The 15,965-nt window shown below is 72.0% G+C and carries 12 protein-coding genes; 6 read left to right on the plus strand and 6 right to left on the minus strand.

All coding sequences use genetic code 11. The features are described from left to right. Window positions 1-23: 23 nt before the first annotated feature. The 3 genes from H9I49_RS12635 to glp are packed head-to-tail and all read right to left on the minus strand — an operon-like array spanning window position 24 to window position 3,650. The gene (locus H9I49_RS12635; protein ID WP_188030730.1) at window positions 24-518 is read right to left on the minus strand and encodes a molybdenum cofactor biosynthesis protein B; all 495 of its coding nucleotides are present in this window, start codon (window positions 516-518) and stop codon (window positions 24-26) included. Further along, window positions 511-1,008 carry a cyclic pyranopterin monophosphate synthase MoaC gene (moaC, locus tag H9I49_RS12640; RefSeq protein WP_188030731.1) on the minus strand — a complete coding sequence of 166 codons (498 nt, stop codon included), beginning with the start codon at window positions 1,006-1,008 and terminating at the stop codon, window positions 511-513. Before moaC ends, H9I49_RS12635 begins: the two co-directional genes overlap by 8 nt. Further along, window positions 1,008-3,650, minus strand: coding sequence for a gephyrin-like molybdotransferase Glp (gene glp / locus H9I49_RS12645; protein WP_188030732.1), 2,643 nt, complete (start codon window positions 3,648-3,650; stop codon window positions 1,008-1,010). Before glp ends, moaC begins: the two co-directional genes overlap by 1 nt. Before the next feature lie 59 nt (window positions 3,651-3,709). Between glp and H9I49_RS12650 the strand changes: the two genes are divergently transcribed. Beyond that, window positions 3,710-4,306, plus strand: a complete 597-nt coding sequence (locus tag H9I49_RS12650; RefSeq protein ID WP_188030733.1) for a 5-formyltetrahydrofolate cyclo-ligase — start codon at window positions 3,710-3,712, stop codon at window positions 4,304-4,306. A gap of 17 nt (window positions 4,307-4,323) precedes the next feature. On the opposite strand, the gene H9I49_RS12655 is transcribed toward H9I49_RS12650, so the two are convergent. Next, window positions 4,324-6,918, minus strand: a complete 2,595-nt coding sequence (locus H9I49_RS12655) for a penicillin acylase family protein (RefSeq protein ID WP_370587553.1) — start codon at window positions 6,916-6,918, stop codon at window positions 4,324-4,326. Window positions 6,919-7,090: 172 nt separating this feature from the next. Here H9I49_RS12655 and H9I49_RS12660 point away from each other — a divergent pair, with 172 nt between their 5' ends. From H9I49_RS12660 to mscL, 5 genes are all read left to right on the plus strand, one after another. Continuing rightward, the gene (locus H9I49_RS12660) at window positions 7,091-8,611 is read left to right on the plus strand and encodes a potassium/proton antiporter (RefSeq protein ID WP_370587554.1); all 1,521 of its coding nucleotides are present in this window, start codon (window positions 7,091-7,093) and stop codon (window positions 8,609-8,611) included. Between the two features lie 43 nt (window positions 8,612-8,654). Next, window positions 8,655-9,035 (plus strand): FmdB family zinc ribbon protein, encoded by a 381-nt coding sequence (locus H9I49_RS12665; protein ID WP_188030734.1) that lies wholly within the window; start codon window positions 8,655-8,657, stop codon window positions 9,033-9,035. A 73-nt stretch (window positions 9,036-9,108) separates the two neighbouring features. Then, a complete protein-coding gene (locus H9I49_RS12670; RefSeq protein ID WP_188030735.1) occupies window positions 9,109-9,987 on the plus strand; it encodes an S-methyl-5'-thioadenosine phosphorylase in 879 nt (292 codons plus the stop codon). Next, a complete protein-coding gene (locus tag H9I49_RS12675; protein ID WP_188030736.1) occupies window positions 9,987-10,667 on the plus strand; it encodes an SAF domain-containing protein in 681 nt (226 codons plus the stop codon). Before H9I49_RS12670 ends, H9I49_RS12675 begins: the two co-directional genes overlap by 1 nt. A 191-nt stretch (window positions 10,668-10,858) precedes the next feature. Beyond that, a complete protein-coding gene (gene mscL / locus H9I49_RS12680; protein ID WP_188030737.1) occupies window positions 10,859-11,224 on the plus strand; it encodes a large conductance mechanosensitive channel protein MscL in 366 nt (121 codons plus the stop codon). Window positions 11,225-11,338: 114 nt separating this feature from the next. Here the strand turns inward: mscL and H9I49_RS12685 are convergent, their stop codons facing one another. Further along, on the minus strand, window positions 11,339-11,773 hold the full coding sequence (locus H9I49_RS12685) for a tetratricopeptide repeat protein (protein ID WP_188030738.1): 435 nt from the start codon (window positions 11,771-11,773) through the stop codon (window positions 11,339-11,341). A gap of 56 nt (window positions 11,774-11,829) precedes the next feature. Further along, window positions 11,830-15,924, minus strand: coding sequence for an AAA domain-containing protein (locus H9I49_RS12690; RefSeq protein ID WP_188030739.1), 4,095 nt, complete (start codon window positions 15,922-15,924; stop codon window positions 11,830-11,832). Window positions 15,925-15,965 lie beyond the last annotated feature (41 nt).

Below are 15,965 nucleotides of genomic sequence, written 5' to 3' on the forward strand. Positions count from 1 at the left end.
CCGCAGCGAGGTCAGGACGCCCTTCAGTGGTCGCTCCCGGGGACCTGGTCGAGCGCGTGGCCCAGGACGGGCTCGAGGACGTCGAGGGCATCGGCCACGCCCCCTCGTGAACCCGGCAGGTTGGCCACGAACGTGCGTCCGGCGACACCGACGAGGCCGCGCGACAGCATCGCGGTGGGAACGCCGCCGGCGACGCCTGCCGCACGGATCGCCTCGGCCACACCGGGCACGAGCCGGTCGAGCAGCGGCGCGGTCTGCTCAGGGGTCACATCGGTCGGGGTGAGCCCGGTGCCGCCCGTGGTCAGGACGAGCTCTGGTTCGCCGGCGAGCGCCACGCGCATCGCCCGGCCGAACTCATCGCCGTCTGGCACGACCACCGGCTCGCCGACGTCGAAGCCCCACGACCGCAGACGCTCGACGATCACCGGCCCCGACCGGTCCTCGTAGACACCGGACGCCGCCCGGGTCGACGCCGTGACGACGACCGCTCGCCGGCCGGTGCCGATGCCGTCACTCATGCCAGTCCCCCGAGCGGCCGCCCGACTTCGCGGTCACGCGCACGTCGGTGATGCGCCCGTGCTTGTCGACCGCCTTGACCATGTCGATGAGGGCGAGCGCTGCGACCGTGACCGCGGTGAGGGCCTCCATCTCGATGCCGGTGCGGTCGGCCGTGCGAACCGTGGCGGTGATGTCGGCGCCGTCATCAGCGACCGTGACGTCGACCTCGACGCCGTGCACGGCGATCGGATGGGCCAAGGGGATGAGCTCGGGGGTGCGCTTGACCGCCTGGATGCCGGCGATCCGGGCGACCGCCAGGGCGTCGCCCTTGGGCACCGTGCCCGATCGAAGGGCGGCGACGGCGTCGGCGCTGAGGAGCACACGCCCGGCGGCACTGGCCTCGCGGGCCGTCACTGCCTTGGCCGAGACGTCGACCATGTGGGCGCTGCCGTCGGGACGGACGTGCGTCAGCGAGGGCGCCTCGGCGCCGGCGGGCGGCTGCTCGCCCATCACGCCTCCTTGTCGAGCACGAGGACGTCGACGACCTCACCGGCGACGAGCTCGGTGACCTCCTCGGGGACCACGAAGAGGGCGTTGGCGCGGGCGAGGTCGGCGACGAAGTGCGAGCCCTGCCCGGCCACCGGGACCGCGACGAGGGTGCCCTCCGCCGAGCGCGAGACGACCGCACGGCCGAACTGGCGGCGACCGGCGAACGACTCGACGCCGGAGATGAGGGTGGCGGGTCGGAGGCGGCGCTTCTCGGGGGTGAGCCGCATGAGGCGGCGCAGGGCGGGACGCACGAACACCTCGAACGACACGAACGACGAGACGGGGTTGCCGGGCAGCGCGAAGATCGGCACGCGCCGCCCACCCGGCCCGGTGAGCAGCCCGAAGCCCTGGGGCTTGCCCGGTTGCATGGCCACCTTCACGAACTCGATGCCCTCGCTGCGCAGGGCGCTCTTGACGACGTCGTAAGCACCCATCGAGACGCCACCGCTCGTGATGACCACGTCGGCGCTCGCGACGACCTCGTCGAGCACCTCGAGCAGCTCGTCGTCGGAGTCGCCGACCGACGAGCGGATCTCGGCCGAGGCCCCGGCGCCGACCGCCGCTGCCCACAGCATCGAGGAGTTGGAGTCGTGGATCTGCCCGGACCGCAACGGCTTTCCGGGCTCGACGAGCTCCGCCCCGGTGGAGAGGACGACGACGTGTGGTCGACGGTGCACCTCGACCTCGGCATACCCACAGGCAGCGAGCAGGGCGAGGGTGCGCGGCCCCACGACTTCGCCCGCCGACACCACCACGGCGCCCGACGCGACGTCCTCCCCGAGCGGTCGCACGTAGCGCCCGGGGCTCACCGAGGAGCGGCACTCGACCTTTCCGGACGCGGCACCGTCCGTGTCCTCGACGGCGATGACCGCGTCGGCGCCGTCGGGAATTCGCGCACCGGTCATGATGCGGGCAGCCTCCCCCGGGCCCACCGAGAACGCCGGGTCGTCGCCGGCCGCCACCTCGCCGACGATCCGCAGACGCACCGGGGAGGCATCGGCGCCATCGAGCGACGCGGCCTGCACCGCATACCCGTCCATCGAGGAGTTGTCGAAGTGCGGGAGGTCGACCTTCGCGCGCACGTCGCGGGCGACGACGAGGCCGAGTGCCTCGGTGAGTGGTGTCGACGCGGTCGGAGCGGGATCGAGCGTCGAGAGGATCACCTTGAGGTGCTCGTCCACGGTGCGCAGCTCGCCAGGCGTGGTGACGGGCGCCGCTGTGGGAGTAGGCAGCTCGCCGAGGACCGCATCATCGAGGACGCGGCGGTAGCCGTCGATGAGGACGTCACCGACACAGCGCACGTTGCGTCCGAAGACGGGGTCGCCGATGACCCGCAGGCTCGTGCAGTCACGCATCGAGGGCACGCCCTTGGGGAAGCGCTTCTCGAAGCCCGGCACGAAGCGGTAGGCGGAGTCGAGGTCGACGTAGGGCTCGGGCCCGTCGACGGCCGCCACGACGTGGTAGCTCTCGTCGAGCGAGAAGAAGTCGGAGCGGATGACCAGCAGGTCGTTCGTCGTCTTCACCGGCCGGAATCGCGTGCGCGGCACGAGGATCGCCTCGGACCCCTCGAAGACCTCGATCGCGGTGCCCATCGCCGACTCCATCTGGATGACCTCGGGCGAGCTCGGGTCGGCGGGGTCGACGTTCTTGCGGTTGACGATGATCGGCAGGCCGAGGACGCCCTCCTTCGCCGTCATCCGCTCGCGCAGCACCTGGAGGTCGATCCACACGTTGTTGGCGTTGAAGGTGTTGTGCCGCTTGACGTCGCGGAAGTGCCGCTCGTCGCCCTCGGCGACCTGGGCGGTGTCGCGCAGCACGATGCGGCCGTCGCACTTGCGCACCGCGAGGTGGCCACCCTTGCGGTCGCTCTTCGTGCGCTTGCAGACCTCCGCCACGTAGGACAGGCCCCGCTCGATCATCCAGGCCGCGACGTCGGGGTCGCACGTGGCTCCGAGGTTGTCGGAGTTGGAGAGGAACGCGTAGCGGATCCCCTTCTCGAGCAGCGCATCGAGCACACCGGACGTGACGAGCGACACGTAGATGTCGCCGTGGCCGGGCGGGCACCACTCCAGCTCGGGGTCCTGGGGCCACTTCACCGGCATGAGGTCGTCGGGGCGCAGCTTGGGCTCGGCGTTCTGGATGAAGTCGAGCGGAAGGCCGTCGACCGGCAGGTCGGAGTACTTCGACAGGATCTTGAGCGACTCGTCCGAGGTGCGGAAGGAGTTCATCAGCACGAGCGGGAGCTCCACGCCCCACCGCTCGCGCAGTGCGAGGACCTGCAGGGCGATGATGTCGAGGAAGGTGAGGCCGTCCTTGACCTCGAGGGCCGACTTGGCGCCGGTCATGCCCATGCCGGTGCCGAGCCCGCCGTTGAGCTTGATGACCGCGGTCTTCGAGAGCGCCGCCCTGGCCTCGTCATCGGAGACCCTGACCTCCCGGAGGGTCTGGACCTCACGGAGGGGCTCGATGGACTCCTCCGGGATGGTCCCCTGCGCGCCGGCCTGCAGCTGCTCGTAGTAGTGCTCGAAGACCCTGATCGCCTCGGGACCGAGGCCCCGTTCGCGCATCAGTGCCACGGACGCGTGCAGCCCCTGGTCACTCATGGGCATCACCTTACGATGGGCCGCATGTGCGACACCCGAGTGCGCGGAATGTCCCGCTTGTGAGCCCGCTGGTCAAGGGTGACCTCCGTCACGCAGCGCGGGCCCGACGACGTGAGCTCGCGGCCACGATGGACCGCGACGCGGCCGCGGCGGCGATTGCCGAGGCCGTGCTGCGTTTCGTCCCGGACCGCTCGCGGGTGGCCGTCTACGAGTCCCTGCCCGACGAACCCCCGACGGGCCGCCTCGTCGAGGCCCTCCTCGCGGCGGGTCACGAGGTCCTGGTGCCCGTCCTGCTCGCCGACTGGTCGCTCGAGTGGAGGTATGCCGTCCCCGGCGCCTCGGGTCACCGCGGCACCGTGACCCGGCCGGTGGGGTCGCCGGACGTCGAGGCACGCGCCGGCTGGCTGGGCACCGACGCGCTCGCCACGTGCGACCTCGTCGTCACGCCCGGCCTGTCGGTCGACCAGCACGGCACCCGTCTCGGCCAGGGCGGCGGGTGCTACGACCGAGCGCTGGTACACCGCGACCCGGCCGCCCCGGTCGTGACGCTGCTGCACGAGGGCGAGCAGAGCGAGTCGGACCTGCCCGCTGACGAGCACGACCTCCCCGTCGACGGCTACGTCACGACGAGCGGACGCGTCGTCCGGCTGCGCTGACCGACGCGGGCGAGACCTCAGGGAGCCGGCGTCGGGCTGGGCGGGACGAGCGTGAGCTCGTCGTCGGCAGCGTCGTGCACCGCCGTCGCACTGAACGGCCAGGGGAACGTCTCGTTGTCGGCCCACGCGTCGATCTGGTCGGAGTAGTGGTCGTCGTACGTGTGCCCCGACTGCCCCGTCGAGTTGACCCAGCGTGACGCGTCGAAGTTCGAGAGGTCCACGACCATGCGCATCGACGGGCCACTCGTCACGTCGTAGCCGGGCCTGGAGGGGTTCCACGAGTTGGCGTTGACGATGGAGTTGCCGCCGCCGAGCTCGATGTCCTCGCGGTTGAAGAGGTTCTGGATGACGTCCGGCACGCTGTCGGCGCCCATGACCTGGTGCTTGAGGTCGAGCTGGTGCAGGCGGCCCCAGCGCCACGCCGCGGGCACCTTGCCGAGCTGGCGCGCGAGGTCGAGACGGGCCTCGACGAGGGCGCGCTTGAGGATCTCGCCCGAGCCCTCCGTGACGCCGGGCGTCGTCTTGTCGTCCCACCAGTCGTTCTTCGGGTCCTTGAGCAGCTGCTCCATGACGACCATCCAGCGGCTGCCGCCGTCGGGTGCGATGTCGGGCGGGAGCTCGTCGAAGGTGAACTCGAGCAGGTGCTTCCACACGGCGTTGTAGTACGCCGCCGAGGCCGAGTCGCGGGACTTGTCGTTGGGCTGGCTGCCGTCCCAGTCACGCAGCAGGCGCTGGGCCTGCGCCGTGAAGTCGTCGACCTGGACGGCCAGGAGCCGCTCGACGAGACCGGGCGCGTAGGTGTTGCGGCTGTCGCCCTGGATCTGCGACATCGTCTCGGGCGAGACCTTCGGGGTCGCGGCGAGGAGCGTGCGGATGCGCTGCGCGCGGAAGCCGTAGTCCCACTCGGACGTCAGGAACGGGGACGGGCTCGCCGTGACCGCCTGGTTGGCGGTGACGATGAAGCCCTCCTCCGGGTCGAAGGAGTACGGCAGCTGGTCGAAGGGCACGTAGCCCTTCCAGTCCCACTGCGAGTCCCAGCCCGGTGCCGGCCAGAAGCCGGGGGACGCCCCGGGCGTGGCCGACCGGCGGATCGGGATCTGGCCGGGCGACTGGTAGCCGATGTGGCCGTCGGTGTCGGCGTAGACGAGGTTCTGCGAGGGCACGGAGAAGAGCGCCGCCGCCTTGCGGAAGTCGGTCCAGTTGCGGGCCTTGTTGAGCGCGAAGATCGCGTCGGCGGCCGTCCCCGGGGTCAGCGCCGTCCACGCCATCGACACGGCATACCGGTTGGACTGGGGCGCCCCCCGCACGACGCTGCGGTCACCCGCGGCATCGATCTCCGGCACGATGTCGGACAAGATCGGTCCGTGCACGGTCGAGCGCACCCGCAGCGGCACGTCGGCGCCGCCCGCCACCTTGATGACCTCGTCGCGCATCTTCATGCGGGCGTTGAGCCCGTCACGCAGGTACGTGTCACCGGTGACCTGCTCGAGGTAGAAGTCGGTGACGTCGGCGCCGAGGTTGGTCATGCCCCAGGCAACCTTGTCGTTGTGCCCGATGACCACCCCCGGCAGGCCGGAGAACGTGAAGCCGGAGACCCGGAACGGGCAGGCCTCACTCACCGTGCGGCACTGGAGGTTCACCTGGGACCAGATGCCCGGGATCGAGAGCGAGAGGTGCGGGTCGTTGGCGAGGAGCGGTTTGCCCGTCGTCGTGCGCGACCCGGACACGACCCACGAGTTCGAGCCGATGTCGTCTCCCTGCCCGAGGCTGACAGGCACGGCCTCGACCGACGCGAGCGCCGACGCGATGGCGTCGTGGCCGTCGGCGGACCGCATCGCCGTGAGCGCGGCCGGCGCGGTGGAGGCGGCCTGGTCGGTCTCGGACGACGCCGGCTGCCAGTCCTGCTCGGACAGGATCGGCTGGTTGCGGTCCACCGGGTACGGCGGGTAGAGCAGGTTGATCTGCTTGACCGAGCGGTTGTTGCCACGGGAGAGGCGGGCCCGGCTGAGCTCGTCCTTGTAGTCGCCGCGCAGGTCCCACGCCATCGCCTTGAGCCAGGCCAGCGAGTCGACGGGGCTCCACGGCTCGACCCGGTAGTTCGGGTTGCGGCGCGCGAGCACGGTGTACTCGAGCGACATCTTCTCGGGCGACTCGACGGCCTTGATGTACGCGTTGACCCCGTCGGCGTACGCCTGGAGGTACTGGCGGGTCTCGGGGGCGAGCTTGGGCAGCTCTGCCTCGGCGACCCGGCGCCAACCCATCGCACGGACCACCTTGTCGCTCTGGAGGCCGGAGCTGCCGACGAGCTCGGAGAGCCGGCCGGCCGTCACGTGGCGCCGCAGGTCCATCTCGAAGAAGCGGTCCTGGGCGCTGACGAAGCCCTGCGCGCGGAAGAGGTCCTTGGCGTTGTCGGCAGAGATCGTGGGGACGCCGCGAGCGTCGCGGTTGACCGTGACCGAGCTCGTCAGGCCCTCGATCTCCAGCTGTCCGGAGGTCTCGGCGAACGACTGCCGCACCACCGAGATCGCCAGGATCCCCGACCCGACCACCGCCATGACGAGGAGGACGGCGATGAGCAGGACGATCTGACGGGCGCGCTTCAACCGTGACACGCACCGAGCCTAGGCCACGCTCGAGGGGCTCTGTCGCACCCCGTCCGGCGCCGCGCCACATCGTTGCCGAACCGTCTGCCCACCCGGTTCCGACGGCCGGACGTGGGGCGGACGAGCCCGCGGCCGACCGCGCCGGGGTGGTTGTATTGCCCCACACTGAGGGGAGCTGCCGGTGACCGCACTCGCGTCCATCACGTCGTCGACCATGACGCTCGACGACCTGACGCGCGTGCTCCTGGTCGGCTCCCTCGTCCTGCTCGTCGCCGTCGCCGCGGTCCGCCTCTCGGTCCGCTCGGGCCTGCCCTCGCTGCTCATCTACCTCGGGATCGGGGTCGCGCTCGGCAACGCCGGTGCCGGCATCGAGTTCGACGACGCGTCGATCACGCGCGTGCTGGGCTATGCCGCACTCGTGCTCATCCTCGCCGAAGGTGGCCTGACGACGTCGTGGAGCAACATCCGCCGGTCCGTCGCGCCGGCGGCCGTGCTCTCGACCGTCGGCGTGGTCGTGTCGCTGCTCGTCGTCGCCATCGCGGCCTACAACCTCCTCGAGCTGAGCTGGACCCTCTCGCTGCTCATCGGGGCGATCGTCACCTCGACCGACGCGGCTGCCGTCTTCGCCGTGTTGCGCAACGTCCCGCTGCCCAAACGCCTCTCCGGCACCCTCGAGGCCGAGTCGGGCTTCAACGACGCCCCGGTCGTCATCCTCGTGGTCGCGTTCGCCGCCCAGGGGATGCCCGGCGGAGAGGTCCAGGCGTGGTACGTCCTGCTCCTGCACGCCGTCGTCGAGCTCGCCGGCGGTGCCGTCGTCGGCATCGGGCTCGGCTGGCTGGGCGGCGAGCTGCTGCGGCGGGTCGCGGGCGCGTCGTCGGCCCTCTTCTCCATCGGCGTCGTGGCGCTCACCGTGCTCGCCTATGCCGCCGGCGCCGCCCTGCACGTGTCCGGCTTCCTCGCGACGTACCTCGCCGCGCTGGTGCTGGGCAACATGGGCCTGCCGAACCGCACCGGCTTCCAGAGCTTCGGCACCGCCCTGGGCTGGATGGCGCAGATCGGGCTGTTCGTGCTCCTCGGGCTGCTCGCCGACCCGTACCGCCTCGACGAGCAGCTCGTCAGCGCCATCACCGTCGGCCTGGTCCTGCTGCTCGTGGCCCGACCGCTGTCGGTGGTGCTGTCGACGGTCTGGTTCGGCGTCTCGTGGCGCGACCAGGCGTTCCTGTCGTGGGCCGGCCTGCGAGGTGCTGTGCCCGTCGTGCTGGCCACGGTCCCGCTCGTGACCGGCACCCCGGGCGCCGAGGGCATCTTCGACCTCGTCTTCATGCTCGTCGTCGTCTTCACGATCATCCAGGCGCCCACGCTGCCCTGGGTCGCGAGGCGGCTCGGGCTCACCGAGCAGGTCCACTCCGTCGACGTCGACCTCGAGTCGACGTCGCTCCTCGAGATCGGCGCCGACGTGCTGCAGGTGACCGTGGGGGCGGAGTCGCGCCTGCACGGCGTCGCGGTCTTCGAGCTGCGCCTGCCGAGGGGAGCCAACGTGACGCTCGTCGTGCGCGGTGGCGAGGGCTTCGTGCCGGAGCCGCACACGACGATCCGGCACGGCGACCGGCTGCTCGTCGTGACCACGTCGTCGGTGCGCGGCCGCACCGAGCGGCGCATCCGCGAGATCAGCCGCGGCGGGCGCCTGGCCGGGTGGCCGTAGACTGGCCTTCAGTTCATCCCATCGTCGACCTCGAGGTTCACCTGTGCCCACCTACTCCTACGCGTGCCAAGAGTGTGGCCACGCCTTCGACATCCGCCAGTCGTTCTCGGACGACGCCCTGACGGTGTGCCCGGAGTGCGGTGCCCCCCGCCTGCGCAAGGTGATCCACCCCGTCGGCATCGCGTTCAAGGGCTCGGGCTTCTACAAGACCGACTCGCGTGCGTCCGCGAAGACCGCGACCGGCTCCGGCTCCGGCTCCAACGGTTCGGGCTCCAGCGACGGCGGCACGAAGACCGAGACGGCCGCGTCGACCTCGTCGTCCGACTCTTCCTCACCCGCCGCCACGGGCGCGTCGAGCGCGTCGGCGGCTTCCTCGAGCACCTCGTCCAGCACGTCGTCCAGCACGTCGTCCACAGCCTCCTGACTCCCGGGGGCCTTGTCCCCACCCACCGGGGTATGCCGTCCGCGGCTTCGCGCGCCCACCCTAGGCTCGGCGCATGACGACTGAGCAGACGACCGTTCCCGACCCAGCCGGCCCGAGTGCGCCGGCACACGGCCCGCGCGCGGAGATCGGGGTCATCGGCGGCTCCGGTCTCTACGACTTCCTGGTCGACTACGAGACCGTCGCGGTCGACACCCCGTTCGGGCCGCCGAGCGACCCGCTCGTCGTCGGTGAGGTCGAGGGACGCAGCGTCGCCTTCCTCGCGCGTCACGGCAAGGGGCACCGCTTCGCCCCGCACCGGGTCAACTACCGTGCCAACCTCTGGGCTCTGCGCGCCGTCGGAGTGCGCCAGATCCTCTCGCCCTGTGCCGTCGGCTCGCTCCGACCCGAGCACGGGCCCGGCACGATCGTCGTGCCCGACCAGGTCGTCGACCGCACGTGGGGCCGCGCGCACACGGTCTACGAGCAGGAAGGGCCGGTCGTCCACGTCGCGTTCGCCGAGCCGTACTGCCCCCGCGGCCGTCAGGTCGCCCTCGACGCGGCCCGGCTGTCCGACCTGCAGGTCGTCGCCGACGGCACTCTCGTCGTCGTCAACGGTCCGCGGTTCTCGTCGCGAGCCGAGTCGCTCATGCACCAGCAGGCCGGGTTCGGCATCGTCGGCATGACGGCCATGCCCGAGGCCGCCCTCGCGCGCGAGCTCGCGATGTGCTTCACCACCATCGCGATGGTCACCGACCTCGACGCGGGGGTCGAGGGCGGCGACGCCGTCACCCACGAGGAGGTGCTGCGGGTCTTCGCCACCAACGTCGGCCACCTCACCTCCATCCTCCGCGACGCCATCGGACAGCTCCCCGCGCACGAGCCCGACGAGACGGCGACGTGCCCGTGCCGACGCAGCCTCGACGGGCTCGAGCTGCCGTTCGCGCTCCCGTGATGACCGCCACCCGGGCGGCAGGCGTGGCAGGGCCGGTGCCCGACAGTCCCCGTCGTCGCCGCGCCCGGCGCGCCCGGTGGCGGCGGTGGGTCGCAGCCGTCCTGGCCGGCGCTGCCGTCCTCGTCACCGTGGGAGCGCTGCGACCCGCCCCGGCTGACGGCTCCGGGGTGCCGACGGTCGTCATGCTCCGGGACGTCGCGGCCGGGCAGGTGGTCACGCGCGACGACGTCGAGCTGGTCGCCCGTCCCGCAGGTCAGCGGCCGAGCACCGCGCTCGCGGCCCTGGAGCCTGCCGTCGGACGAGTCGCCGCTGTGCGGCTGACGGTCCGCGAGGTCGTCACCTCCGAACGACTCGTCGGCAGCGGACTGCTCGCCGGCCAGCCCACCGACCACGTCGCCATCAGCGTGCCGGTCCTCGACGTCTCCTCGACGGGTGTCGGCGCCGGTAGCCGCGTCGACCTCTACGCCACCGGTTCCGGCACCCGGGCTGCCACCGACGTCGTCGTGCTCGCCGTCCACGACGCCGAGGAGTCCACGGGGCTCGGCACCGCGACCCCACCACGGGTGACCCTTGCCCTCGACCCGCGGCAGGCCGGAGAGCTCGCACGCAGCCTCAGCGCACTGGAGGCCGGACAGACTCTCGTCGTCGCCGTCCGCCAGCCGGGTGCACCTGCGCAGTAGGGTTTCAGACGTCCGCGCACCGACCACAGGCGTCCAGCGTGACCCGCCTGGGCGCACCACCGACACAGTGAAGACCTGGGGGTGACGCCATGGACAGAGCGAGGCGGGTCGGGCGTGGAAGGCGCGACCACCCCCCATGCCGGGCAGGCGACCTACCGTCCGTGCGGGTTCCACAGAGATAGGACTATCGAATGATCAAGGGCTTCAAGGACTTCCTGATGCGGGGCAACGTCGTCGACCTCGCGGTCGCCGTCGTGATCGGCACGGCTTTCGCCAAGGTCGTCGAGTCGTTCGTCACGGTCATCATGGACCTCGTCGGCAAGCTCGGCGGCACTCCCGACTTCTCGAGTTTCAAGCCGGGAGGGGTTGCCATCGGCGGATTCCTCACGGCCCTCGTCGGCTTCCTCGTCGTGGCCGCCGCGGTCTACTTCATGGTGGTCGTGCCGATGAACCTTCTCGCAGAGAGGCGCAAGAGCGGCGTCGAGCCGGAGCCCGAGGCTCCCTCCGAGGAGATCATCGTCCTGCAGGAGATCCGCGACGCCCTGCGCGTTCGCTGACCCATCCACCGTCCTCGGCCCCTCGTCGAGGCGGCCCGGGCGAGCCGCGTACGAAAGTGCCCACTCGACCTTGGCTTCAGGTCGAGTGGGCACTTCGGTGCGCTCGGGTCGCCGTCAGCCGGCAGAGACCCCAGCGGGGTCGGTCTCGTCAGAGGTGCCGGGCGTGCCGTAGGCGGTCGGCTTCTCGTAACCGCCGAGGATCTCGGCGAGTGCGAGCGGGCGGGCGGCATCGGCATGCCGACCGGCGCGCTGCAGGGTGCGCCCCAGGAGCAGGTGGGCGTAGGCCTCCGTCGGCGACTCCTCGATGATGCGCAGCAGCGTCGCCTCCGCACGGCCGAACTGAGCCGAGTGGAAGTAGGCACGGGCCAGCATGAGCCGCAGGTCGGTCGTCGAGTGCAGCACGGTCTCAGCCGGCACCGCAGCCGGCCCGGACGACTCGACCTCGTCGACCAGCTCAGCCAGCGCCGTCGCGGCGCCGATATGGTCACCTCTCTCGAAGAGGCCCAGGGCCAAGGAGAGGCGCAGCGAGAACGGGGTCGTCATGGTCATGCGCCCCACAACGCCGCACGGGCCGCCGGCATTCCGTCGGCCCGCACGCTGCCCCCTCACTCGTAGTGCGGAGGACGCTGCTCCTCGAGCCAGCGGTCGCCGACCCCCGAGCCGCCGGGACGCTCACCCCACCCGAGGTCGAGCTCGTCGCTGCCGCGCCGGAGTGCGGCGCCGGGCTCGGCCGCCCCGGCGTCCGCCTCCTCTGCGTGGTCGGCCGCTGCGCCAGTCCCCTTACGGAAGACCCTGCGACGTCTGCGCTTCGGAGCCTCTGGGGCGGCGGCCGGCGCGGTCGCGGGTGCGTCGTCACCGTCACCCGGGTCGCGTGGCGCTGGTTCCGCTGCGCCGGCCTCGTCTGTCGGCTCGACGGAGGAGGGGTCAGGGGTGCTGATCTCCGGTGGTGCGGGCGGCTGCGACGAGCGCGCGACGGTGACGAGGCGAGCGATCTCGCGTGCGGGGTCACGGAAGACGTCGGTGCTCCACACCCGCTCGTGCACCCAGCCGAGGCGGGTGAGCTGCTCGGGCCGCAGACGGTCACGGTCACGAGTGCTGCGCAGGGCGGCATACCGGTCGCCGTCGGTCTCGACAGCGAGAAGCGCACGCCCGCGGTGGTAGGGGTCCTCCACCGCGATGTCGATACGGTGGTTGGCGGTGCCATAGTCCTCGTGGACGGTCAGGCCCTCGCGGCGCAGCCGCTCGGCGAGGTCGTGGCGCAGCGGGTCGGTCGTGACGGGGGCCGCGGCGAAGGGCGTCTCGTCGTCGCCGGCGGCGCCGCGGCTCTCGGCGTAGGCGAGGAAGTCACGCAACATGACCGCCCCGCGGGCCTTGAGCCGGCTGGGGTCGAGGTCGGCGGCGCGCAGGGCAGAGACGACGGTCATCCGTGCCCGGGCGCGGGTGATCGCGACGTTCAGGCGCCGCTCCCCTCCCTCGATGTTGAGCGGCCCGAACCGGTGGAGCACCCGGCCGTGCGGCGTCTTGCCGTAACCGATCGAGAGGACGATGGCGTCTCGCTCGTCGCCCTGGACGCGCTCGAGGTTCTTGACGAAGAAGCGTTCGTCGCGGGCGTCGTCGAAGAAGTCCGCGACGTCCGGCGCCGTGCGCAGCGCCTCCGTGACGGCGTCTTCGAGCCGGTCGGCGTGCTTGATCCCGAGCGCGATGACGCCCAGCGACTCGGTGGGCCGGGTGCGCGCGTGGTCGAGGACGAGCTCGACGACGCGGGCGACCTCGCCGTCGGTCGTCTCGATGGTGTCGACACCCGGCTGGACGTCGGCCTGGCCGTCGACCGGCTCGAACGTGACGGCCGAGTCGATCGAGGTGCCGGGGAAGGTCGTGAGGCGCCCTTCGTACATCGCCTGGTTCGCGAAGGCGATGAGGCGTTCGTCGCGGCTGCGGTAGTGCCAGGTGAGGTTGCGCGTCGGCAGGGCGGCGGCGAGCACGTCGAGCACCGACTCGAAGCCCTCCGTCAGCGTCTCCTCGCCGACCGGCGCGTCGGACTCGTCGTCTGAGACGACCGTGAAGAAGTTCGTCGGCGGCAGCTGCCGCTCGTCCCCCGCGACGACGACCTGGCGGGCGCGCGAGATGGCCGAGATGGCCTGTGCCGGCTGCACCTGCGACGCCTCGTCGAAGATGACGACGTCGAACCAGCGGCCCGGCGGCAGGGTCGAGGCGACGACGAGTGGGCTCATCGCCCAGCACGGCTTGATGGCGGTGAGGGTGGTCGACGCCTGCGGCATCAGGTCGCGCAGCGGCTTGTGCCGGCGGGCCTTGCCGGCCTCGGCGCGCACGAGCGCCTCGTGCGCGGGGTTGTCGGACAGGACCTCGCGGACGTTGCGCGCGACGGCCGAGCGGACGCGGTCGACCGTGGCCGACTGGTGGGCTCGGTCGGCCTCGGCGAACTCGGCCACGTCGCGCCGGAGCCCGGCACCGTCGTGCGCGCCGTAGGCCGGGTCGCGCACCGTGATCTCCTGCGCGAGCGAGGCCCACCAGACGTGCTCGACCTCGGCGATGACGTGGTCGGTCGCGACTCCGCGCCGGGCGAGGTCGTCGACGACGCCGCCGAACCCGACGGCCCGCAGCTCGTCGAGCGCGGTGGTCACCTGCGGGAGCACCGCGATGCGGTCGGGGCGGCTGGCAAGGTCGGTGAGGCGTCCACGCAGGTCGCGCAGCGGGAGAGACGTCAGGGTCTGGCCGTCGCTGCCGACCTGGAGCCGCGCGTCGAGCCACTCGAGGTCGGCCGTGAGCGCGCCGAGGAGGGTGAGCCCCTCGTCGAGCCGTGGCGAGATCTCGGGCCGGCCGCCGCCACCGACGAGCGCGAACCAGTGGTCACGCTGCTCGCTCGCCGACACGAGCTCCTCGTGGAGGTTCGCCGGGGGCCGGCCCGGCCGCAGCAGGCGTTTGGTCTGCTGGCGGATCTTCCACCGGGCGACCCAGCCCATGTCGATGTCGCGCGCCTCGCGCCAGTCGCGGGTGGCCGTCGCGGCGATGTGCTCCTTGAGCGGGATGTCGAAGACCTCAGGGCGGAACACCTCCAACGTCTCTCGGACGCGGGACATCGTCTCGAAGGCGGACTTCCAGTCCTCGAGCGAGTTCGCCTCGGGCACACGGGATTCGGCCATGATCGCGTTGAGCTCGCGGGCGGCCGCGTCGATGCCACCGGTGCTGTGTCGCGTCGTGATGTCGAGCGCGCGCGCCGCGTCGTCGGGGGTGACGATGCGGGCGCCGAACCACGGGTCGTCCCCCTCGCGGGTCCACGCGCCGAGGCCCGCGGCGTCGCGCAGCCGGCGGCCGAGCTCGACGGCACGGGTGCGGCTCACGGCCGCCAGGTCGCGGCCGGTGAGCCGCACGTGGCACGTGGGCGGAGGCGTACGCGTACCGAGCTCGACGAGAGCCTGTTGTGCCTCGTGCGCGGACACGCCCCATGGCGCGCGGACGTCGTGCAGGGCACGGAGGTGGGTCTGCAGCCGCGCGCGCCGGTCGCGGAGGGTCGAGGTCGTGCGGTCGGCAGCTGCCCCGTCGTTCTCGACGGCGGCCTCGAGGCTCCGGGCGAACTGCTGGGCCGTCGCGCGCTTGTTGGTCGGCCCGTCGTAGGCGTCGAGGACGAGGTCGCCGAGGCCCAGCCGGTCGAGGCGGCTCAGGACGGCGTCGATGGCGGCACGCTTCTCGGCGACGAAGAGCGTCGACTTGCCCTCGGCCGCGAGGGAGGCGATGAGGTTGACGATGGTCTGCGACTTGCCGGTGCCGGGTGGCCCCTTGATGACGAGGTGCGCGCCCGCCCGGACGGCGTCGATGGCGGCGTGCTGCGAGGAGTCGGCGTCGAGGACGAGGTGCTCGTGCTCCGGGTCGGGATCGGCCTCGCTGTCGGGCAGGCGCAGCCGCACCGCCGCGAGCGCCGACTCGTCACCCGCGAGCGCGGCGACGACGTCGTGGTCGGCCAGGGTGTCACCCTGCAGGGCGAGGTCGGCGACCATCGGCAGCTTGGCGTAGGAGAAGGTGCCCAGCACGAGGCGTGGGGAGATCGCGAAGTCGGGCACGCGTTCGCACTCCCGGCCGAGGGCGGCATACACCGGGTAGGGGTCGAAGCCGTTGCCGACGGTCGCGAGGTCGGCGAGCGCGTCACCGTCGAGCTCGATGCCCTGCTCGGAGCGGAGGTACTCGCGCAGCACCGGGTTGAACTCGACCTCGGGGCCGAGGTCGATCTCGAAGTCCTCCTGCGCCGCGCCCGTGGGACGCAGCACGCACGAGCGCATCAGCAGGGGTGATGCCGGCGGGCGCGCCGCGCGGGGCACCGACCACGTGGCCATGCCGATCGCGACGAAGCCGGCCGCGATGCCCCGCTCCTCGCGCAGCTCGAGCGCCTTGGAGCGGATCGCCCGGGCCCGGCGGCGCGCCTCCTCGAAGGCCACAGGCTCGCGGACGAGGTCGGACAACCGCGTGCGGCGCCCCGCGAGCAGCATCGACACACCGCCGGGGTGCGCGGTCGTCAGGTCGAGCGTGCCGGAGGGCAGGTCGCGGTACCAGAGCAGCGTGTTGCGGCCGCCGAGGTCGACGAGGGTGCGCTGCCACGTCCGGACGGCGGCGCCCACGCGATCGGCACGAGGATCGCCCGAGGGCGACTCGGCCTCGCGGGCAGGGTCGGTCCTGGGGGCGTCGGTCATTCCAGCAGGCTAACGAACGAACGTCGGGGCGCAGGCCACCG

Origin of the sequence: Terrabacter sp. MAHUQ-38 (genome assembly GCF_014518425.1) — a bacterium.
Classification (GTDB): domain Bacteria; phylum Actinomycetota; class Actinomycetes; order Actinomycetales; family Dermatophilaceae; genus Terrabacter.

Bases quoted from the DNA above. Each gene is read 5' to 3' on its own strand.
- moaC (WP_188030731.1), bottom strand. From the start codon at position 1,008: ATGGGCGAGCAGCCGCCCGCCGGCGCCGAGGCGCCCTCGCTGACGCAC.
- H9I49_RS12635 (WP_188030730.1), bottom strand. From the start codon at position 518: ATGAGTGACGGCATCGGCACCGGCCGGCGAGCGGTCGTCGTCACGGCG.
- H9I49_RS12675 (WP_188030736.1), top strand. From the start codon at position 9,987: ATGACCGCCACCCGGGCGGCAGGCGTGGCAGGGCCGGTGCCCGACAGT.
- mscL (WP_188030737.1), top strand. From the start codon at position 10,859: ATGATCAAGGGCTTCAAGGACTTCCTGATGCGGGGCAACGTCGTCGAC.
- glp (WP_188030732.1), bottom strand. From the start codon at position 3,650: ATGAGTGACCAGGGGCTGCACGCGTCCGTGGCACTGATGCGCGAACGG.
- H9I49_RS12690 (WP_188030739.1), bottom strand. From the start codon at position 15,924: ATGACCGACGCCCCCAGGACCGACCCTGCCCGCGAGGCCGAGTCGCCC.
- H9I49_RS12670 (WP_188030735.1), top strand. From the start codon at position 9,109: ATGACGACTGAGCAGACGACCGTTCCCGACCCAGCCGGCCCGAGTGCG.
- H9I49_RS12685 (WP_188030738.1), bottom strand. From the start codon at position 11,773: ATGACCATGACGACCCCGTTCTCGCTGCGCCTCTCCTTGGCCCTGGGC.